Origin of the sequence: Phaeobacter gallaeciensis (assembly GCF_001678945.1) — a bacterium.
GTDB classification, from domain to species: Bacteria; Pseudomonadota; Alphaproteobacteria; order Rhodobacterales; family Rhodobacteraceae; genus Phycobacter; species Phycobacter gallaeciensis_A.
In genome coordinates, this window is sequence record NZ_CP015124.1 from 1,662,096 (window position 1) to 1,680,168 (window position 18,073).

Genomic DNA, 18,073 nt, shown 5'->3' on the forward strand with positions numbered 1-18,073 from the left:
CCTACTCGAGCCCCGGTTCATCCAGCAGGTGACGCCCCTGCCGGTCCTCGACCTCGATCACCCAGAGGTCAGGGTCAAACTCGCCCTGCCGCCGGACCGAAGCATCGACATCAGTCTCTGGCCCTTCGGCCAGCAGAACCCATTTGCGGTCGCCGCTCATCAGATCGTAAGAGCGGTGAAAGGCCTGCGCCTGCCCATCAAGTGTGTTCAGCTTGACCAGAACCGCGCCGGCGGTGTCATCGCCATGCGCGGTCACAAAGGCCGGAATGTCAGAAAACCGGAGCCGGGCAAGATAGGCATCGACCCAAAAGCGCGCGGTCAGACGGCTCATGCGTTTCCGTCTTTGAAATCAAGTCCCATCTCCGAATAGCGCTCGGATTCTTCGAGCCAGTTCGGGCGGACCTTGACCTGCAGGAACAGATGCACCTTGCGGTCCAGGAACTCCTCCAACTCGGCGCGGGCAGCCTGGCTGACGGCCTTGATGGTTTCGCCGCGCTTGCCCAGAACGATGCCCTTGTGACCATCGCGAACCACATAAATGATCTGGTCGATCTTGGCGGAGCCATCCTTGCGCTCTTCCCAGTTCTCGGTCTCGACGGTCAACTGGTAGGGCAGTTCCTGGTGCAGGCGGAGCGTCAGCTTCTCGCGGGTCATCTCTGCCGCGATCATGCGCATGGGCAGATCAGCGATCTGATCCTCAGGGTAAAGCCACGGCCCCTCGGGGACCTGCTCTGCCAACCAGTGACGTAGATCCTCGACCCCGTGGCCGCGTTCGGCGGAAATCAGGAAGGTTTCGGAGAATTCATAGGCGTCGTTCAGCTTCTTGGTCAGCGCGAGGAGGTCCTCGGCCTGCACCTTGTCGATCTTGTTGATCGCCAGCGCCACAGTGCGGCCCTTGCCGATGTCGGCCAGCCCTTCAAGGATGCGCTCCACGCCTTCGGTAACGCCGCGATGGGCCTCGATCAGCAGCACCACGACATCCGCATCCGCTGCGCCGCCCCAGGCGGCTGCTACCATGGCGCGGTCCAGTCGGCGGCGCGGTTTGAACAGGCCGGGCGTGTCGACAAACACCAGCTGGCTGTCGCCCTCCATCGCCACACCCCGGATCCGGGCGCGGGTGGTCTGTACCTTGTGGGTCACGATCGAGACCTTGGCCCCCACCATGCGGTTCAAAAGGGTGGATTTGCCTGCGTTCGGCTCTCCGATCAGGGCAATGAACCCGGCGCGTGTGGTCATGTGTCTTGCTCCAATCGTGTCAAAAGCGCCTTGGCAGCGGCCTGTTCAGCCTGCCGCTTCGACCCGGCGCTGGCCTGTTCCTCAGTCCCGTCATCCAGTCGGACCGCGATGGTAAAGATCGGTTGGTGATCCGGGCCTTCGCGGGCAACCTGCACATAGGCCGGCGGGTTCTGGCGGCGCGCCTGCACATATTCCTGCAAAGCGGTCTTCGGGTCGCGGGCGTCGTCCTCGACCTTGCCGATACGCGATCCCCACAGCCGCAGGATCATCTCCTGCGCTGCCTCGAACCCGGCGTCCTTGTAGACGGCGGCGATTACCGCCTCCATCGCATCGCCCAGCAGGGCCTCCTTGCGGCGCCCGCCGGACATCATTTCAGACCGGCCCAGTTTCAGCACCGAGCCAAGGTCGATCTCGCGGGCGACATCGGCGCAGGCTTCCTTGCGCACCAGCGCGTTAAAGCGCGGCGCGAGCTGGCCTTCGGTCGCGGTCTTGTCATGTTCCAACAGCGCGGTGGACATCACGAGGCCCAGCACCCTATCGCCGAGAAATTCCAGCCTCTGGTTGTCCTTGCGGTTCGGCGAAGACACCGAAGCATGGGTCAGCGCGCGCAGCAAAAGTTCGGGCCGGGCAAAGCTGTGCCCGATCCGATCCTCAAATGCCCGCATGTCTTTAGACAGTTTCACTCGATCCCCTTGAAGAAACGATCACCACGCCAGGTCCAGAAATACAGCATCGAGCGCCCGGCAGAAGAGAACATGATGCGATCCGCGCGCCCGATCAGGTTTTCAAACGGTACGAAGCCGACACCTCCGGCAGATTGCGGCAGGCGGCTATCGCTGGAATTGTCGCGGTTGTCGCCCATGAAGAAATAATGGCCTTCGGGCACCTGATAAACGCCCGTGTGATCCATGCCCTGATTGGCGATATTCAGGATTACATGCTCCACCCCACCCGGCAAGGTTTCGATCTGCCGTGATTTGGCACAGGTCGCGCCCTCACCCACCGGTGCGTTCTCGCAGCGCGGGTAAGAGCCGATCGGCCCCTGACGCTCCATCAGCTCCTCGAAATCGCCTGCGTCCTGCAGCGCGACAGCAGTGCCATTGATCTGCAGAACGCCATTGGTCACCTGAATACGGTCGCCGGGCAGGCCGATCAGTCGCTTGATGAAATCGGTGCCCGTCACCGGATGCCGGAAGACGACGACATCACCGCGCTCGGGCTCGCTCCCCAGAATGCGGGTGTTTTCCCCGTCCAGAAAGCCGCAGATGTCACTGGCATCGACGTCGATCCCGATACTGCCCAGCCGTACGCTGGGGCAGGAAGCATAGGAATAGCCATAGGCCATCTTGTTTACGAACAGGAAATCACCAATCAGCAGCGTTTCCTTCATCGAACCCGAAGGGATCCAGAACGGCTGAAAGAACAACGTCCGGAACACGCCGGCAATCAGCAGCGCGTAGACAATGGTCTTTATCGTCTCAAGGATCGAGTGTCCGGCATGGGATTTGGCCGTCATCAGGCTCTCCGGTGTTGTAGGTTGGGTCGGGGGCTACATGCGGCCCGGCTGGGTCTAAGTCAAGCATCCCCGCCGGATTCCCCCGCTGCGTCAGCAAAGGGTCGCGCTTCGATCATCACGATGGCCTGCGCCCAAGGGTGATCATCGGTCAGGGTGACATGGATATGCGCCTCGTGGCCCGGCGGGGTCATCTTGGCGAGTCTGTCCGCAGCCCAGCCGGTCACATGCATGACGGGCTGGCCGGTGCGCAGGTTGCTAACGGACATGTCTTTCCAGGCGATGCCCATGCGCAGCCCGGTTCCCAGCGCCTTGGAGCATGCCTCCTTGGCCGCCCAGCGTTTTGCATAGGTGCCCGCCACATCACGGCGACGCTCGGACTTGCGCTGTTCGACCTCGGTAAAGACCCGGTTGCGGAACCGGTCGCCAAAACGGTCCAGCGTGCGCTGGATGCGGTCAATGTTGGCCAGATCGGTCCCGATGCCAAGGATCATGAAGCACCCATGGCGGTCAGTCCCGCCCTTCTTTCTTGCGGATCGCGGTCAGTTGAGATTTCGCACCCATGCCGGTAAAGAACCGCACGAGCACAAGCCCCAGCGCCGCCTGCAGCAGCGCTCCCCCAAACAGGACGCTGGCGCCGACCGGATCGCTCATCATCTGGCGCAGCGGTGGCATGATGACGCTGAGAAGCACCACGAAGATCAGGCTCAGCCCAAGGATCATCAGCGCTGCAGCCTTTGCAAACCGCCACAGGACAGCGCTTTCCGGCACCGCACGTTCTGCCTTGGCGTATCGTTGCCCTTCGACCATCGCCGCAACGATGGCAGGAATGATGCTCATCCCGCCATTGGCAATGTTATGACCCAAAAGGACCTGCACGGCATAGACAACCGCGATCACCCCTAGAGCCGTAGCCACATAGACCAGCGTAAAGCGTTTGAGGTTCATGCCTCTGCCCCGCTGCGCGCGGCATCCATCCGGCGGCGCATTTCCGCGATGGCTGCAGGCAGCCCCACAAACAGGGCTTCGCCGATCAGGAAATGACCGATGTTCAGCTCCATGACCTGCGGAAGGGCGGCGATGGGACCAACGCTGTCGTAGGTCAGACCGTGTCCGACATGGACCTCCAGCCCCAGATCATGCGCATAGGCGGCCATTTCGGTGATCTTCGCCAGTTCGGCGTCACGCTCGTCCCAGCGACCTTCGGCCCAGGCATCCGCATAGGCACCTGCGTGCAGTTCGATCACCGGCGCGCCGATGCGGTGGCTGGCTTCGACCTGGGCCTTATCGGCAGCGATGAACATGGACACCCGGCTGCCCGCCTCGCGCAGGGGGGTGATGTATTCTGCCAGCGCATTGTCATTCCCGGCCACGTCAAGCCCGCCCTCGGTCGTGCGCTCTTCGCGCTTCTCCGGCACCAGGCAGATCGCATGGGGCTTGTGACGCAGGGCGATGGCCTGCATTTCTTCAGTGGCAGCCATTTCAAAATTCAGCGGTGCCTGCAGCACCTGCATCATGCCTTCGATGTCGCTGTCGATGATATGGCGGCGATCTTCGCGCAGGTGTGCAGTGATCCCGTCGGCGCCCGCGTTCTGCGCCAGCAGAGCGGCGCGCACCGGATCCGGGTTGTCACCGCCGCGGGCGTTGCGCACGGTGGCCACGTGGTCGATGTTGACGCCCAGCCTCAACCTGTTCTGTGCCTTGTTCTCTGCCATGGTCCTCGGTCCTGAAAGGAATGTCCTGCGCCAGAGACTAGACAGGCAAACTCTGGGGGCAACCCCGATTTTCCATCCTGATTAGGGAAACCACGGCAGTCTAATCCGCGCGGCGTTTCACACGCGCACCCAGCGATGACTTGAGGCTGGTTTTCAACCCCTTCTTCGCCGGAGGTTCTGTGCTTTCCGCACCTTCCAGCGCGGCGCGGCGTTTGATCTCTTCAAACTTGGCCTTGATCTTGGCCCGGCGGCGCTGCTGATAGGCCCGGATCAGCGGCAGGCTGACCATATAGCAAACCGTAGCGCAGATGATGCCCGGAATGATGCCGCCGATCATATAGGGATAGAACACCTCGTTGTAGAACACCTGCAACCCGTGCCAATCCGCCGGGCGGTCACTGTAGAGGGCAAAGAGGTTGTTCTTCAGATCGTCACCGGCAGCGAAAAATTTGCCCACCAGAGACTTGTCCACTTCCTCGTCAAAATGGGTGCCCAGCAGCCAGTGGCCGGTCTGCAGCGAGGCCACCCCGATCGGCACATAGGTCAGAGGGTTGCCGAAGAAGGTCGAGCTGAGCGCCGCAAGGATATTGCCATTCATCACCCGCGCGATGATCGCCGCCACAACGAAATGCATCCCGTAGAACGGTGTGAAGGTGGTAAAGACCCCAGCCCAGATGCCGCGGGCAATGCGTTCAGGCGAATCGGGAAGCCTGCGGACGCGGTGCTTGACGTAGTGAAACGCCCGGGTCCAACCGCCCCGAGGCCAGAAAAAATCCGCAACCGCACGAAGGGGCGGACGTCTGTCCCGGCGCCTGAATACCAACGGTCTGCGTCCTTCCCGGTTCCAGCCGAACCATTATCCCGGAATTGTGTGCTTTACCGGTTTTTCCCTGAACCGCACCACTTCGGCGACATGACTTTCCGCCTCCAACGTCAACATGAGGGAATGGAGCTGTTCCACATCCCGTAGCTCGACATTGATCATAAGCCGGTAAAAGTCTGGTTTCCGATCAACAAATTCCAGGTCCGAAATATTGGCCTTCTTCTCACCAATCAATGTACAAATCCGCCCCAGCACGCCTGCATCGTTGCCGACGATCATCTCAAGCGTGGTGTTGTAGACGGCCGGGTGGGTGCCGCTATGCCAATGCACATCGACCCAGCGCTCTGGCTGCTCTTCGAATTCGCCCAGCCGGTCACAATCGGCCGCATGCACGACTACGCCTTGGCCGCGGTAGGTGATGCCAATGATCCGCTCCCCAGGCAGGGGCTGGCAGCATGGCGCGCGTTCAAAGCTTTGCCCCGGCTCCAGACCGATCACCGCGCGGCGTGGGGAAATTTCCTCGCTCTCGTGGGCTGTCAGCTCAGGATAGACCGCCTGAACGACATCATGGGCCACGATCTCTGCCGCGCCCAGACGGGCAAGCAGTTCATCGACAGTACCGACGCGCAGCGCCCGGGCCGCTGTTTCCAGAGCCTTGTCTGTTGCCTTGCGGTTCACATGCTCAAAGGCCGAGCGCGCCAATTCATGCCCCAGCTTGACGAAGCGCGCCCGGTCCGCTTCGCGCAACGAGCGGCGGATGGCGGTGCGAGCCTTGCCAGTGGTGGCGATTTCCAGCCAGCTGACCTGCGGCGTTTGTCCCTCGGCGGTGATCACCTCGACCGACTGGCCATTGCGCAGCCGCGACCACAGCGGCACCCGGATGCCATCCACCTTGGCGCCAACGCAGGCATGGCCGATACGAGTGTGGATTGCATAAGCGAAGTCGATCGGCGTCGCGCCCTTGGGCAGCTTGATCACGTCCCCCTTGGGGGTGAAGCAGAAGACCTGGTCGGAATACATCTCCAGCTTGACGGCTTCGAGGAATTCATCGTGATCCTCCTCGGCGTCGAACTGTTCGGTGAGAGAGGAAATCCATTTCGCCGGATCCACCGCAAATGGGTTTTCCGAGCGCACGCCATCGCGATAGGACCAATGCGCGGCAACGCCGGTTTCGGCCACATCGTGCATCTGGCGGGTGCGGATCTGCACCTCGACACGCTTGCCGTCACGGCCAGACACCGTGGTGTGGATCGAACGATACCCGTTGGATTTCGGCTGACTGATGTAATCCTTGAACCGGCCCGGAACCGCCCGCCAGCGCTGGTGGATGGCGCCCAGCGCGCGATAGCTGTCTTCCTCGGACTGGGTAATCACACGGAAACCGTAGATATCGGAGAGGCGCGAGAATCCCTGATCCTTGGCCTGCATCTTGCGCCAGATCGAATAAGGCTTCTTGGCGCGGCCAAAGACTTCGGCTTCGATCCCGGCCTTTTCCAACTCGGCGCGCATATCGCCGGTGATCCGGTGGATCACATCGCCGGTTTCCCGCTGCAATGTCACGAAACGGCGGATGATCGACTGGCGGCCCTCGGGGTTCAGCACCCGAAACGCCAGATCCTCAAGCTCCTCACGCATCCACTGCATGCCCATGCGCCCGGCCAGAGGCGCGTAGATATCCATGGTTTCGCGGGCTTTCTGCGCCTGTTTTTCCGGGCGCATCGCCTTGATCGTGCGCATATTGTGCAACCGGTCAGCCAGCTTCACCAGGATCACCCGCAGATCCTTGGACATCGCCATGAACAGCTTGCGGAAGTTTTCCGCCTGCTTGGTTTCCCGGCTCGACAGTTGCAGGTTGGTCAGCTTGGTGACCCCATCAACCAGCATGGCCACCTCATCGCCAAATCGGCGGGCAACCTCGTCATAAGACGCTTTGGTATCTTCGATGGTGTCGTGCAGCAGCGCGGTGATGATGGTCGCATCATCAAGGCGCTGCTCGGTCAGGATCGCTGCGACGGCCACCGGATGGGTGAAATAGGGTTCACCCGAGTGGCGGAACTGGCCTTTGTGCATCTCTTCGCCAAAGGCATAGGCTTCGGCGATGCGATCCGCGTTTGTCTTGGGGTTATAGTTGCGGACCAGAGCAATCAGATCTCCGGCGGAAATTTCAGCAGAAGTCATATCCGGTCCGCAGCCTCAGGTAGCAATCTCTGCGCCGCTCAGCCCTGGCTCTGGGCCTCCATCAGCGCACGCAGCAGTTTTTCCTCAGACATATCGTCCTCGGAGGGTTTGTCGTTGTCGGCCCCCATCAGAAGCGCCATCGAATCCTCTTCGGGTTCGTCGACTTCGATCTGGGTCTGGTTGCTTTCGATCAGACGCTCACGCAGCTCGTCGGCGCTCTGGGTCTCTTCTGCGATCTCGCGCAGCGACACGACGGGGTTCTTGTCGTTGTCACGCTCCACGGTGATCGGGGCGCCTGCGGAAATCTCGCGGGCACGATGGGCCGCAAGCATTACCAGCTCAAACCGGTTGGGGACTTTGTCTACGCAATCTTCAACCGTCACGCGGGCCATGGGCGACTCTCCAAAATATTAGTGGGTCCGGAAGGGAGACTTCTACGCCCATATGTTTTTATTGACAAGCGAAGAAAACCCCGAAACGGGTCAATATATCGGGATAACGCTGTCGATATCTGCTTTTGGCAGGGCATCCCGCATCTGGGCGGCTGTTTTATGCAGCACAGGATGACACCAATCCGGCGCGATGTCGCACAGCGGCACCAGAACAAAGGCGCGGTCCTGCACCCGCGGATGCGGTAGAATCAGTTGGTCCGGCGTTGCCTTCATCTGCACTTCCAGCGGCAGATCGCGCCAGCGGACATATTCATCCTGATCCGGCAGGACACTGTCTCCTAACGAGATCAGATCGAGATCAAGCGTCCGCATACCCCAGCGCTCTCCGCGCTCGCGGGCATAATGCGCCTCGATCTCGTGCAGCCGGGTCAGCAGTGCCTGCGCAGAAAGGCTTGTTTCGATCTCAACGACAGCATTGGCATAGTCAGGCCCGGCCCCCGCAGGAAAACTGGGCGTCCTGAAAAACCGGGAAACCGCGCGCAAGGAAATTTCCGCACCGGGCAATTCCCCGACGGCCGCCGCAAGGGTGTCCTGCGGCAACAAATCGCGCAGGTTCAGGTTTCCTCCCAGTGCAATCAGTGATTTTGACCGGTTTTCGGTCATTTTGGCCTCGCTTCCGAAAATCCTTCCACTTGCGGCAGATGTCAAATAACTTACATTAAGTCCACCTGTTTCGCCGCTTTTTAGCATTCACTCACGGTACACTGGCGGAATAGTTATATCGGAAGGACAATTTTGATGTTTTACAAAGACGAACGGCTTGCGCTGTTCATCGATGGATCGAATCTATACGCAGCCGCCAAGGCATTGGGTTTTGACATCGATTACAAGCTTTTGCGGCAGGAATTCATGCGTCGCGGCAAGCTTCTGCGGGCCTTTTATTATACGGCACTGCTGGAAAATGACGAGTATTCTCCGATCCGTCCTCTGGTCGACTGGCTGCATTACAATGGCTTCACCATGGTTACTAAGCCAGCCAAGGAATACACTGACAGCATGGGCCGCCGGAAGGTCAAAGGAAACATGGATATCGAACTGACCGTCGATGCCATGGAGCTGGCGCCACGTGTGGACCATATCGTGCTGTTCTCAGGAGATGGCGACTTCCGCCCGCTGATCGCCAGCCTGCAGCGGCAGGGCGTTCGGGTATCGGTGGTCTCGACCATCCGCAGCCAGCCGCCGATGATCTCGGACGAACTGCGCCGTCAGACCGACAATTTCATCGAGCTGGAAGAGCTCAAGGATGTGATTGGCCGCCCGCCGCGCGAATACCCGAACGAGCAGCGCACCCCCGCAGCGGCCCAGTCCTGACCTCTCACAGCTGAATATTGGGGCTGCACAGGCCTTCAGATATCAAAACAAAAGAAAGGCGCCCAACCACTCGGGGCGCCTTTCTTTGTATTCCGGTCCCTTGTCGGACAGAAACTGCAGGAAACACCGGCCGTTCTCGGCTCCCCCGCCCCCTTCTACCTTCGGGCTTTTATCCTCCGGCAGAACGGGCAGCAGGCGGTGGCCGCCCCAGCCCCTGCGGCAGCGCCGAGCCCGATGGCATATGAACGTTCAAAACCTTTTCAAGCGCGGCAATGGTCACCGGCTTTGACAAGTAGTCATCCATGCCCGCCGCAAGGCATTTATCCGCCTCCCCTTCCAGCGCATTGGCCGTGACGGCAATCACCGGCGTATGACCGCGCCCGTCCCGGGCTTCGGCCGCGCGCAGGGCGGCCGTCAGCTCAAACCCATCCATCGTCGGCATCTGGCAATCCGTCAGCACAAGGTCAAACTGACCGGTCTCCCAGGCCTCAAGGCATTCCTTGCCGTCCCGGACAATCGTTGCGGAATACCCCAGCAGTTCCAACTGGGATTCAAAAACGGCCTGATTGATCTCGTTATCCTCAGCCACCAGGATGCGCCCGCCGACATGTCCCGACGCTTCAGAAACGGGGGCGCCCCGCGTCTGGTCCTGCGGCGCCGCCCTACCGGACAGGTAAGCCAGACCGTCCCAGAAATGTTTGGGGATCACCGGCAGGTCCTGAACCGAATACCGTCCCGGGGCGCGAATGCCCGTGACATCAGTCCGGTCGCGGCTCAGGGACAGCAGCTTGACGCCTGGCGCTTCTTCTTCGATCCGGCTGCGCAGCCATTCACTGGTGCGATCCTGCTCGGTCGGTGCCGTCAGCACAAAGATCTTGTCGGGTCCCGCCTTGCGCGCGATCGCCATGTACTCATCCCGGTTTGCGACCCATTTGATATCGCAATCCGCCGCCAGCGCATAAGAAGACCAGCAGGCCCGATCGGTGCCCTTGGGCAGCATGGCAACGACTTGTTTCCCCGACAGCCGCAGGCATTTGAGCGGGCCGGAAGCATCCGCCACCGGCAGCCGCAGGGTAAAAGTCGCCCCGTCTCCCAGAGTACTATCGACCGAGATTTCGCCGCCCATCTTCTCTGCAAGTTGTTTGACGATGGTCAGCCCCAGACCATTGCCCTGGATCATACGCTTGACCACATCCCCGGAGCGTTCAAAGGGCTGAAAGATCGCCTTCTGAACCTCTGCATCCATGCCGATACCATTATCTTCGACAACGAACTCGATCCAGTCGTCCCCCTGCAACTGCACCCGCAAGCTGACCTGGCCAACGGGTTCATCCGACTGCGGTGCCGAAAACTTGATCGCATTTCCGAGCAGATTCAGCAGCACCTGACGCAGACGACCGGCGTCTCCCAGGATAGAATCCGGCAGGTTCGCCTGCACCGACAGGGACAATTCGACCCGTTTCTGATCTGCATGGGCCCGCAGGGTTTCGGCGACGCTTTCGACAACGGGCAACAAACGCATCGGCGCATTCGACAGCTCCATCTTGCCCGCTTCGATTTTCGACACGTCCAGAATATCGTCGATGATCCACAGCAAGGAAGACGACGACTCCTTGATCGCATGCAGGATACGCCGCTGTTCCGGGGAAAGCTCGGTGCTCTCTAGAATTTCGACCATGCCGATGACCCCGTTCATCGGGGTGCGGATTTCATGGCTCATCGCGGCCAAAAATTCGCTTTTAGCACGATTGGCCTTGCGCTCTTTCTGATGCGATTTCCACAGTTCCTGACCATAGGAATCCGTCAGCTGCCCAAAGGCCATCATCTCGATCATGATAATGCCGAAGACGGTCAGCATGATCGGTATCGACAGGTAGGTCCGAGAAAATTCCTCGTCAAAGATCGGAGAGCCAAAGTAATCATAACCCAGAAGCCGGTACCCGATCCAGGCACACAGAACCGCCACGATCAGCCCGATAATATAGGGCTTTTCCCGCTTCAGAGAGAAGGCCATGAACGGCCCGCCGAGAAGCGCCACGAACATGAACTCGACGCTGCTGGCCGGGTGCAGGTTGAAAACCCCGCCCAGAACCGTGCACAGGCCGGCGACGAACCAGATTAGCCGCGCCGCCATTTTGTGCCGCGTGCGCATCAGATACCAGGCAGCCGCTGAACCGGCGCCGGCGATCAGGGCGATTTCGACGACCGTCAGCTCTCCCATGTAGATGCCAAAACCCATCCACAGAACACTCATCACCACAACAAGATTGGCCGTGGTCCGTACCGTACGGAACCGGCGTTCCATACTGTCCTCGACCGCGCGCCATTCAGCGGTGCTGCTGATTTTCTTTGTACTCGCTACGTCCGCCACTCCGGCCCCCAAGACCAAACGCTCGCCCTGTGAAGAGGGTTTCGCGAAAACCGGTGTTTTCAGTCCCGCACTCTAACCGCAGGCAAAGCACTGAAATCACCTTATCCAAAACAGCAGCCTGCCTGCATCAGGTTAACATTCCGTCATTTCTGCGACAATCTACAGTCGTTTTCAGCAGGATGCCCTAGGGTGGCCTGCAACAGGCAGCTGCCTCTGGACCTTGCGGCCGGAAAACCCTACCTCTGCCGTGCAAGGAGATGCGCGACCATGACTTCAGACCTGTCCTCCGGCCAGCAGGCCCAGACCAATCAGCCCGCGAAACCGGCCCTGACCCTTTACCTGGCCGCCCCGCGTGGTTTTTGCGCGGGCGTGGACCGGGCGATCAAGATCGTGGAGATGGCGCTGGAGAAATGGGGCGCACCGGTCTACGTGCGCCATGAGATCGTGCACAACAAATACGTGGTTGATGGGCTGCGCGCCAAAGGCGCCGTCTTTGTCGAGGAACTGGACGAATGCCCGCTCGACCGCCCCGTGATCTTCTCCGCGCATGGGGTTCCGAAATCCGTCCCCGCAGAAGCGGAAAAACGTCAGATGGTCTATGTGGACGCCACCTGTCCGCTGGTGTCCAAGGTCCATATCGAGGCCCAGCGCCACGCCGAGGCGGGCCTGCAGATGATCATGATCGGCCACAAGGGCCACCCAGAGACAATCGGCACCATGGGTCAGCTGCCCGAAGGCGAGGTTCTTCTGGTCGAAACCCCCGGTGACGTCGCCTCGGTCGAGGTCCGCGATCCGGACCGGCTCGCCTATGTGACGCAAACCACCTTGTCGGTGGACGACACCAAGGACATCGTCGCAGCGCTTGAGGCGCGGTTTCCCAACATCGTCGGCCCCCACAAGGAAGACATCTGCTATGCCACCACCAACCGTCAGGAAGCGGTAAAGGCCGTGGCGCCAAAATCCGACGCACTGCTGGTGGTCGGCGCGCCCAATTCCTCCAATTCGCGGCGGCTGGTCGAAGTCGGTGCCAAGGCGGGCTGCGCTTATTCACAGCTTGTGCAGCGGGCCGAGAATATCGACTGGCGCGCCCTCGAAGGAATCCGCAGCATCGCCATCACCGCAGGCGCCTCTGCGCCGGAACTGCTGGTGAACGAGGTCATCGATGCCTTCCGTGCCCGTTTCGATGTCACCGTCGACATCGTGGAAACCGCGGTCGAGCGGGTCGAGTTCAAAGTTCCCCGCGTGCTGCGCGCCCCGGCCTGAAGCGGACCAGAACCGGGTCGGCCTTTATAGCAGACGGATCCCAAACACGCGCGACAGATCTGCCGCGTGCCGGGACTCCCCTGAACGGGCGCGGCGTGTTAGCAGTTGATCAACACCACTGCGCCGCAAGGAGGCCCGAGAGATGATTTCAATGCAGTTCCTGATCACCGCCCTTGTGGTTGTCATCGCGCCCGGCACCGGGGTCGTCTACACGCTGGCACTTGGGCTTGGCCAGGGAACGCGGGCTGCCCTCTGGGCGGCGCTTGGCTGTACCTTCGGCATCCTTCCCCATCTGGCAGCTGCAACGTTAGGCCTTGCTGCCGTGCTGCACAGTTCCGCCCTGCTGTTTCAGGTCGTCAAACTGGCAGGGGTTGCCTATCTGCTGTATCTGGCCTGGCAGGCGCTGAAATCCGGTGGTGCCCTCTCGATCACGTCGGACAGCCGCCCGCAATCAGGCCTGCGCATCGCCCGGCGCGGCGCGCTGATCAATATCCTGAACCCGAAACTGTCGGTCTTCTTCCTCGCTCTGCTGCCGCCCTTCCTGTCGGGCATCCCGGAGAGCGCCACCGCCGAGATGACCCTTCTCGGCGCCGTATTCATGGTGCTGACCTTTGTGGTTTTTGTTCTTTATGGCGTCTTTGCCGCCAAGGCCCGCGACTTCGTTCTTGGCTCTGAACGGGTGCTGACTTGGCTGAACCGTGGCTTTGCCGCGATTTTTGCCGCTCTTGCCGTGCGGCTGGCGGCAGAACGGGCATGAACCGTATCCCGCTTGTCCCTCTGATCCTGGGCCTCACCGGTCTGATCCCCTTTGTCTGGGGCGCAACCACGCTGTGGCTGCCCGACCTGCAGGCCTGGGGCAGCAGCCATTTGGGCCCAAGGTTCGTCGGTCCCTATGTACAGCTTTTCTATGGCTCAGTGATCCTAAGCTTCATGTCCGGCGTTCTCTGGGGTTTTGCCACAAAGACGAGCGGCACCAAGGCCGCCGCCGGGTACACCCTGTCGGTGATCCCTGCCCTCTGGGCGTTCTTCATGACCGGCGGCGGACCGTTGAGCGCCGGGACCAACCTGATCTACGGTTTCGCAGGGCTGCTGCTGCTGGACTGCGTCTTTTCCATCTGGAACCTGACCCCGCACTGGTGGCTGCGTCTGCGGGTGCTGCTGACGCTGGTGGTCATCCTCTCCCTCTCTGCCGGAGTATACCTGTGAGCGATACCGAAACCATCAAGGTCTATGATGCCCGCGCGAAAGACTACGCCGCGCTGAACCAGGACTACCTCAGCAGCGATCCTAGGCTAGCCGCCTTTATCGCGGCCTGCCCTGCGAATGGCCGGGTTCTGGATCTGGGCTGCGGGCCGGGCACCTCGGCCGGGGTGATGGCAGAGGCAGGCCTGCGGGTGGACGCCACGGATGCCTCCGCCGAAATGACTGCCCTTGCCGCGCAGATTGACGGCGTCAACGCCCGGCAAGCGCGCTTTGACGAGATCACCGGAGACGGGATCTACGACGGGATCTGGGCCAACTTCAGCCTGCTGCACGCCCCGCGCAGCGACATGCCCCGGCATCTGCAGGATATCCACCGGGCATTGAAACCCAATGGCGCCTTTTACATTGCGCTCAAGCTCGGTAAAGGCGAGGCCCGCGACACCATTGGCCGCCTTTACACCTACTACGAGGAAGACGAATTGATCGATCTGCTGACCACCGCCGGTTTCACCCCTCTGGACCGCAGCCACGGCAAAGGCCCCGGACTGGATGGCTCGGTTTCCCACTGGATTTCGGTGGCCACCCATGGCTGATCTGTTTGCCTATACCGATGGCGCCTGCTCGGGCAATCCCGGTCCCGGCGGCTGGGGCGTGCTGCTGCGCGCGATGGACGGCGATGAGATCGTCAAGGAACGCGAGCTGAAGGGCGGCGAGCCAGAGACCACAAATAACCGGATGGAGCTTCTGGCGGCGATCAACGCGCTGGAGAGCCTCAGCCGTCCGACGAAAATTACCATCGTTACTGACAGTAACTACGTGAAGAACGGCATCACCGGCTGGATCTTCGGCTGGAAGAAGAACGGCTGGAAGAACGCTGCCAAGAAACCCGTGAAAAACGCCGAGCTGTGGCAGCGTCTGGATGCGGCGCAGCACCAGCACGACGTGACATGGGAATGGGTCAAGGGCCACGCCGGTCATCCCGAAAACGAACGCGCCGATGAGCTGGCCCGCGCCGGCATGGCACCTTTCAAACCCGGCAAACGTAAATCGGCCTGAGAGGGAACTCTCCCCGGCCCGGCCAACTCCGCAGCACCGCCCAAGGGTTATTGCGACCATGAGTTTTCTGACCCTGCTTGATTACGCTTCGGTGCTGGTCTTTGCCCTGACCGGCGCGCTGGTGGCCAGCCGGGCACAGCTTGATGTCGTCGGCTTTGCCTTTGTGGCCTGCTTGACTGCGGTCGGTGGCGGTACGGTGCGCGATCTGTTGCTGGACCGGCACCCGGTGTTCTGGGTGGATGATCCCAATTTCATCCTGCTGGCGGCGGGCGCGGCCGGTATCGTCTTTGTCACCGCCCATCTGGTGGAAAGCCGGATGAAATGGGTGATCTGGCTCGACAGTTTTGCCCTTGCCGTGGCGGTCCCGGCGGGCACCGGCGCCGCGCTTGCCATGGGCAAACCGCCGGTGATCGTGGTCTTGATGGGCATGGCAACCGGATCGCTCGGCGGGTTGATGCGCGATGTGGTCTGCAACGAGGTGCCGCTGGTGCTAAAACAGGGCGAGCTTTACATCTCCTGCGCCATGGCGGGGGCGATCACTGCCGTAACCGCCATCTGGGCGCGGCTGGACACCGGGCCTGCCCTGCTGGCCTGTGGGGCTGTCTGCTGGGGACTTCGCGCGGGGTCCATCGCCTTTGGCTGGCACCTGCCAGTCTACAAAAGCCGACCGCCGCGCAGCTGAGGCTGCTACTTTTGCAGGTATTTCTGCCAGAGCCAGATCAGCAGCAGCGCCCCCAGCACCGCCCCGACCAGACCGGAGAGCATCCCCATCACCGCCAGCAGCGTGCGCAGTACCAACCCGCCAATCAGGGCGCCCGCGATGCCGATCGCCACGGTGGTGATGATATCCGCCTCGATCCGCATCATCCGCGTCGCCAGAAACCCGGCTGCGGCCCCGATGATGATAAGCGCGACAATGGACATCTGATTTCCTCCAATGGCTTGGCACGAGGATCAGCGCCCCGTTAGAGAAGAGGATGGCATTCACGCCCGGCAAAGGAAAGACGCAGCAGACCCGTTAAAGCCTGACGCCCTTTGCCACCGGAAAGCCACGCAGAAAGATCTCGCGATCCTGCGCGCCCTTGCCCGCACGCTGCAGGCGCAACAGCTCGACCGCGCCGCTGCCGCAGGCAACGGTCAGGCTATCGTCCAGCACCTCACCTGCTTCGCCGCTGCCATCAGCAAGGCGCGAGGCAAGCAGTTTTACCCGCTGTCCGTCAATCTCACACCAGGCGCCGGGGAAGGGCGACAGTCCGCGGATCTTGCGATCCACATCTTCCGCCGGGCGCGACCAGTCGATCTGCGCCTCGCTCTTGTCGATCTTGCTGGCGTAGGTGACACCGTCTTCGGGCTGCACCTCAGGCACAAGCTCGGTCAGCTTCTCCAGCGCCTCAACGATCAGGCCAGCGCCCATCGCGGACAGGCGGTCGTGCAACTGCGCAGTGGTTTCTTCGGCCTCAATGGCGGTAGCGCGGCGCAGCAGCACCGGGCCGGTATCCAGTCCTGCCTCCATCTGCATGATGCAGATGCCCGTCTCCGCGTCCCCAGCCATGATGGCACGGTGGATCGGCGCCGCCCCGCGCCAGCGCGGCAACAGGCTGGCGTGGATATTGAGACAGCCATGTTTCGGCGCATCCAGCACCGCCTGCGGCAGGATCAGCCCATAGGCCACCACCACGGCGACATCCGCGCCGAGCGCAGCAAACTCAGCTTGTTCCTCGGCGCCTTTCAGCGAGACTGGATGGCGCACGTCAAGGCCCAGCGCCTCGGCCCGGGCATGGACCGGCGTTGGGCGGTCCTTCTTGCCGCGTCCTGCCGGGCGCGGCGGCTGGCAATAGACGGCAGCGATCTCGTGCCCCGCATCCACCAGCGCATCCAGAACCGGCACGGAAAAATCGGGCGTTCCCATAAAGATGACGCGCATGGTGCCTGCCCCCTTAGCCAGTCAGTTTCTTGGATTTGCGGATCAGCATGTCGCGCTTCACCTTGCTGAGACGGTCGATATAGAGCTTGCCATCGAGGTGGTCGATCTGGTGCTGCACCGAGGTCGCCTCGATCCCGACGAAATCCCGCTCGGTGATCTCGCCGCTCTCGTCCATGTAGCGCACGGTGACGGCCCGGGGACGTTTCACCTTGGCCGACACGCCCGGCAGGTTGGGCGAGGCTTCATCGTGTTCGCGCAGCTGGGTGGAGGCATGCAGGATCTCGGGGTTCGCCATCCGTACTGCCTTGCCGCGCTCGGTCGAGCCATCCACCACCGCAAGGCGCAGCATCACGCCAATCTGGTTGGCGCCAAGGCCAACGCCCGGCATCGCCTCCATCGTGTCGATCATGTCCTGCCAAATCTGCCGGATCTCATCTGTGATCTCGCTCACCTCTTCGGCGCGAGTACGCAGGCGTTTGTCGGGCCAGGGCAGGCAGGGGCGGACAGTCATTCGGAAGTCCCTTTCAGGGCGTTGTATTCGGCCTCGACCGCAGAGCGGGCTTCGGGATCGAGATGGTCAAAGGTCACGGTGCCGTTCAGATGGTCGAATTCATGCTGGATGCAACGGGCCTCGAACCCATCAAAATCGGCCATGTGGATGTCCCCTTCCGCAGCGGTCCATTGCACGGTGACCGCCACGGGGCGTTCGACCGGAACCATGACACCGGGGATCGACAGGCAGCCTTCTTCCATCGTCACCGGCACGCGTTCCACCGCCATGATCGACGGGTTGATCATCACCATCGGAGAGCGTTTCCCCTCTTTCCAGGTGCAATCCATCACGAAGAGGCGTTTCAGCACCCCCACCTGCGGCGCAGCCAGACCCCGGCCATTGGCGGCGTACATTGTGTCGAACATGTCGGCGATCAGATCGTCGAGCTGCTCCTGCTCCACCGGGGCGCAGTGCTGGCTGAGCCGCGGATCAGGCCATTTCAGGATCGGTAAAACGGCCATGGGCAAGCCCCCTC

At 61.4% G+C, this 18,073-nt stretch carries 23 protein-coding genes; 7 read left to right on the top strand and 16 right to left on the bottom strand.

Annotation, left to right across the window (positions count from 1 at the left end):
* Position 1: 1 nt before the first annotated feature.
* The 11 genes from JL2886_RS07970 to folK form a co-directional block, all read right to left on the bottom strand.
* Positions 2 to 331, bottom strand: coding sequence for a DUF1491 family protein (locus tag JL2886_RS07970; RefSeq protein ID WP_065271519.1), 330 nt, complete (start codon positions 329 to 331; stop codon positions 2 to 4).
* Positions 328 to 1,236, bottom strand: coding sequence for a GTPase Era (gene era, locus JL2886_RS07975; protein WP_065271520.1), 909 nt, complete (start codon positions 1,234 to 1,236; stop codon positions 328 to 330). The genes JL2886_RS07970 and era overlap by 4 nt, the downstream gene beginning before the upstream one ends.
* Positions 1,233 to 1,919: a ribonuclease III gene (rnc, locus tag JL2886_RS07980; RefSeq protein WP_065271521.1), complete on the bottom strand. Its 687-nt coding sequence runs from the start codon at positions 1,917 to 1,919 to the stop codon at positions 1,233 to 1,235. Before rnc ends, era begins: the two co-directional genes overlap by 4 nt.
* Positions 1,916 to 2,752 carry a signal peptidase I gene (gene lepB / locus JL2886_RS07985; RefSeq protein WP_065271522.1) on the bottom strand — a complete coding sequence of 279 codons (837 nt, stop codon included), beginning with the start codon at positions 2,750 to 2,752 and terminating at the stop codon, positions 1,916 to 1,918. Before lepB ends, rnc begins: the two co-directional genes overlap by 4 nt.
* A 59-nt stretch (positions 2,753 to 2,811) precedes the next feature.
* The gene (acpS, locus tag JL2886_RS07990) at positions 2,812 to 3,243 is read right to left on the bottom strand and encodes a holo-ACP synthase (RefSeq protein ID WP_065271523.1); all 432 of its coding nucleotides are present in this window, start codon (positions 3,241 to 3,243) and stop codon (positions 2,812 to 2,814) included.
* Positions 3,244 to 3,259: 16 nt separating this feature from the next.
* The gene (locus JL2886_RS07995; RefSeq protein WP_065271524.1) at positions 3,260 to 3,697 is read right to left on the bottom strand and encodes an ABZJ_00895 family protein; all 438 of its coding nucleotides are present in this window, start codon (positions 3,695 to 3,697) and stop codon (positions 3,260 to 3,262) included.
* Complete coding sequence (locus JL2886_RS08000; RefSeq protein WP_065271525.1) at positions 3,694 to 4,464, bottom strand: pyridoxine 5'-phosphate synthase; 771 nt, start codon at positions 4,462 to 4,464, stop codon at positions 3,694 to 3,696. Before JL2886_RS08000 ends, JL2886_RS07995 begins: the two co-directional genes overlap by 4 nt.
* Positions 4,465 to 4,564: 100 nt before the next feature.
* On the bottom strand, positions 4,565 to 5,287 hold the full coding sequence (locus JL2886_RS08005; protein ID WP_065271526.1) for a DUF2062 domain-containing protein: 723 nt from the start codon (positions 5,285 to 5,287) through the stop codon (positions 4,565 to 4,567).
* Between the two features lie 33 nt (positions 5,288 to 5,320).
* Complete coding sequence (locus tag JL2886_RS08010) at positions 5,321 to 7,465, bottom strand: RelA/SpoT family protein (protein ID WP_065271527.1); 2,145 nt, start codon at positions 7,463 to 7,465, stop codon at positions 5,321 to 5,323.
* A 38-nt stretch (positions 7,466 to 7,503) separates the two neighbouring features.
* Positions 7,504 to 7,857 (bottom strand): DNA-directed RNA polymerase subunit omega, encoded by a 354-nt coding sequence (rpoZ, locus tag JL2886_RS08015; RefSeq protein WP_065271528.1) that lies wholly within the window; start codon positions 7,855 to 7,857, stop codon positions 7,504 to 7,506.
* Positions 7,858 to 7,947: 90 nt separating this feature from the next.
* Positions 7,948 to 8,520 (bottom strand): 2-amino-4-hydroxy-6-hydroxymethyldihydropteridine diphosphokinase, encoded by a 573-nt coding sequence (gene folK / locus JL2886_RS08020; protein ID WP_065271529.1) that lies wholly within the window; start codon positions 8,518 to 8,520, stop codon positions 7,948 to 7,950.
* A 135-nt stretch (positions 8,521 to 8,655) separates the two neighbouring features.
* Between folK and JL2886_RS08025 the strand changes: the two genes are divergently transcribed.
* A complete protein-coding gene (locus JL2886_RS08025; RefSeq protein ID WP_065271530.1) occupies positions 8,656 to 9,228 on the top strand; it encodes an NYN domain-containing protein in 573 nt (190 codons plus the stop codon).
* Positions 9,229 to 9,397: 169 nt separating this feature from the next.
* On the opposite strand, the gene JL2886_RS08030 is transcribed toward JL2886_RS08025, so the two are convergent.
* Positions 9,398 to 11,599 carry an ATP-binding protein gene (locus JL2886_RS08030; protein ID WP_065271531.1) on the bottom strand — a complete coding sequence of 734 codons (2,202 nt, stop codon included), beginning with the start codon at positions 11,597 to 11,599 and terminating at the stop codon, positions 9,398 to 9,400.
* A gap of 267 nt (positions 11,600 to 11,866) precedes the next feature.
* On the opposite strand from JL2886_RS08030, the gene ispH reads away from it, so the two are divergent.
* From ispH to JL2886_RS08060, 6 genes are all read left to right on the top strand, one after another.
* Positions 11,867 to 12,862: a 4-hydroxy-3-methylbut-2-enyl diphosphate reductase gene (gene ispH / locus JL2886_RS08035; protein ID WP_065271532.1), complete on the top strand. Its 996-nt coding sequence runs from the start codon at positions 11,867 to 11,869 to the stop codon at positions 12,860 to 12,862.
* 142 nt (positions 12,863 to 13,004) lie between these two features.
* Positions 13,005 to 13,619: a LysE family translocator gene (locus tag JL2886_RS08040; RefSeq protein ID WP_065271533.1), complete on the top strand. Its 615-nt coding sequence runs from the start codon at positions 13,005 to 13,007 to the stop codon at positions 13,617 to 13,619.
* A complete protein-coding gene (locus JL2886_RS08045) occupies positions 13,616 to 14,068 on the top strand; it encodes a DUF3429 domain-containing protein (RefSeq protein WP_065271534.1) in 453 nt (150 codons plus the stop codon). The genes JL2886_RS08040 and JL2886_RS08045 overlap by 4 nt, the downstream gene beginning before the upstream one ends.
* A complete protein-coding gene (locus tag JL2886_RS08050; RefSeq protein WP_065271535.1) occupies positions 14,065 to 14,658 on the top strand; it encodes a class I SAM-dependent methyltransferase in 594 nt (197 codons plus the stop codon). The genes JL2886_RS08045 and JL2886_RS08050 overlap by 4 nt, the downstream gene beginning before the upstream one ends.
* On the top strand, positions 14,651 to 15,121 hold the full coding sequence (gene rnhA / locus JL2886_RS08055; RefSeq protein WP_065271536.1) for a ribonuclease HI: 471 nt from the start codon (positions 14,651 to 14,653) through the stop codon (positions 15,119 to 15,121). The genes JL2886_RS08050 and rnhA overlap by 8 nt, the downstream gene beginning before the upstream one ends.
* Positions 15,122 to 15,179: 58 nt before the next feature.
* A complete protein-coding gene (locus tag JL2886_RS08060) occupies positions 15,180 to 15,803 on the top strand; it encodes a trimeric intracellular cation channel family protein (RefSeq protein ID WP_065271537.1) in 624 nt (207 codons plus the stop codon).
* A gap of 5 nt (positions 15,804 to 15,808) precedes the next feature.
* Here JL2886_RS08060 and JL2886_RS08065 read toward each other — a convergent pair whose 3' ends face one another.
* The 4 genes from JL2886_RS08065 to def (JL2886_RS08080) all read right to left on the bottom strand — a co-directional run bounded on the left by JL2886_RS08065 (position 15,809) and on the right by def (JL2886_RS08080) (position 18,059).
* Positions 15,809 to 16,045 (bottom strand): GlsB/YeaQ/YmgE family stress response membrane protein, encoded by a 237-nt coding sequence (locus JL2886_RS08065; RefSeq protein ID WP_065271538.1) that lies wholly within the window; start codon positions 16,043 to 16,045, stop codon positions 15,809 to 15,811.
* A gap of 94 nt (positions 16,046 to 16,139) precedes the next feature.
* Positions 16,140 to 17,045, bottom strand: coding sequence for a methionyl-tRNA formyltransferase (gene fmt, locus JL2886_RS08070; protein ID WP_065271539.1), 906 nt, complete (start codon positions 17,043 to 17,045; stop codon positions 16,140 to 16,142).
* 13 nt (positions 17,046 to 17,058) lie between these two features.
* Entirely contained in the window at positions 17,059 to 17,556 is a 498-nt protein-coding gene (gene def / locus JL2886_RS08075; protein ID WP_065271540.1) for a peptide deformylase, read from the bottom strand.
* Positions 17,553 to 18,059: a peptide deformylase gene (gene def, locus JL2886_RS08080; RefSeq protein WP_065271541.1), complete on the bottom strand. Its 507-nt coding sequence runs from the start codon at positions 18,057 to 18,059 to the stop codon at positions 17,553 to 17,555. Before def (JL2886_RS08080) ends, def (JL2886_RS08075) begins: the two co-directional genes overlap by 4 nt.
* Positions 18,060 to 18,073 lie beyond the last annotated feature (14 nt).

Coding starts and splice junctions, on each gene's coding strand:
- JL2886_RS07970 (WP_065271519.1), bottom strand. CDS start 331: ATGAGCCGTCTGACCGCGCGCTTTTGGGTCGATGCCTATCTTGCCCGG.
- era (WP_065271520.1), bottom strand. CDS start 1,236: ATGACCACACGCGCCGGGTTCATTGCCCTGATCGGAGAGCCGAACGCA.
- lepB (WP_065271522.1), bottom strand. CDS start 2,752: ATGACGGCCAAATCCCATGCCGGACACTCGATCCTTGAGACGATAAAG.
- acpS (WP_065271523.1), bottom strand. CDS start 3,243: ATGATCCTTGGCATCGGGACCGATCTGGCCAACATTGACCGCATCCAG.
- JL2886_RS07995 (WP_065271524.1), bottom strand. CDS start 3,697: ATGAACCTCAAACGCTTTACGCTGGTCTATGTGGCTACGGCTCTAGGG.
- JL2886_RS08000 (WP_065271525.1), bottom strand. CDS start 4,464: ATGGCAGAGAACAAGGCACAGAACAGGTTGAGGCTGGGCGTCAACATC.
- JL2886_RS08010 (WP_065271527.1), bottom strand. CDS start 7,465: ATGACTTCTGCTGAAATTTCCGCCGGAGATCTGATTGCTCTGGTCCGC.
- rpoZ (WP_065271528.1), bottom strand. CDS start 7,857: ATGGCCCGCGTGACGGTTGAAGATTGCGTAGACAAAGTCCCCAACCGG.
- folK (WP_065271529.1), bottom strand. CDS start 8,520: ATGACCGAAAACCGGTCAAAATCACTGATTGCACTGGGAGGAAACCTG.
- JL2886_RS08025 (WP_065271530.1), top strand. CDS start 8,656: ATGTTTTACAAAGACGAACGGCTTGCGCTGTTCATCGATGGATCGAAT.
- ispH (WP_065271532.1), top strand. CDS start 11,867: ATGACTTCAGACCTGTCCTCCGGCCAGCAGGCCCAGACCAATCAGCCC.
- JL2886_RS08040 (WP_065271533.1), top strand. CDS start 13,005: ATGATTTCAATGCAGTTCCTGATCACCGCCCTTGTGGTTGTCATCGCG.
- JL2886_RS08045 (WP_065271534.1), top strand. CDS start 13,616: ATGAACCGTATCCCGCTTGTCCCTCTGATCCTGGGCCTCACCGGTCTG.
- rnhA (WP_065271536.1), top strand. CDS start 14,651: ATGGCTGATCTGTTTGCCTATACCGATGGCGCCTGCTCGGGCAATCCC.
- JL2886_RS08060 (WP_065271537.1), top strand. CDS start 15,180: ATGAGTTTTCTGACCCTGCTTGATTACGCTTCGGTGCTGGTCTTTGCC.
- JL2886_RS08065 (WP_065271538.1), bottom strand. CDS start 16,045: ATGTCCATTGTCGCGCTTATCATCATCGGGGCCGCAGCCGGGTTTCTG.
- fmt (WP_065271539.1), bottom strand. CDS start 17,045: ATGCGCGTCATCTTTATGGGAACGCCCGATTTTTCCGTGCCGGTTCTG.
- def (WP_065271540.1), bottom strand. CDS start 17,556: ATGACTGTCCGCCCCTGCCTGCCCTGGCCCGACAAACGCCTGCGTACT.
- def (WP_065271541.1), bottom strand. CDS start 18,059: ATGGCCGTTTTACCGATCCTGAAATGGCCTGATCCGCGGCTCAGCCAG.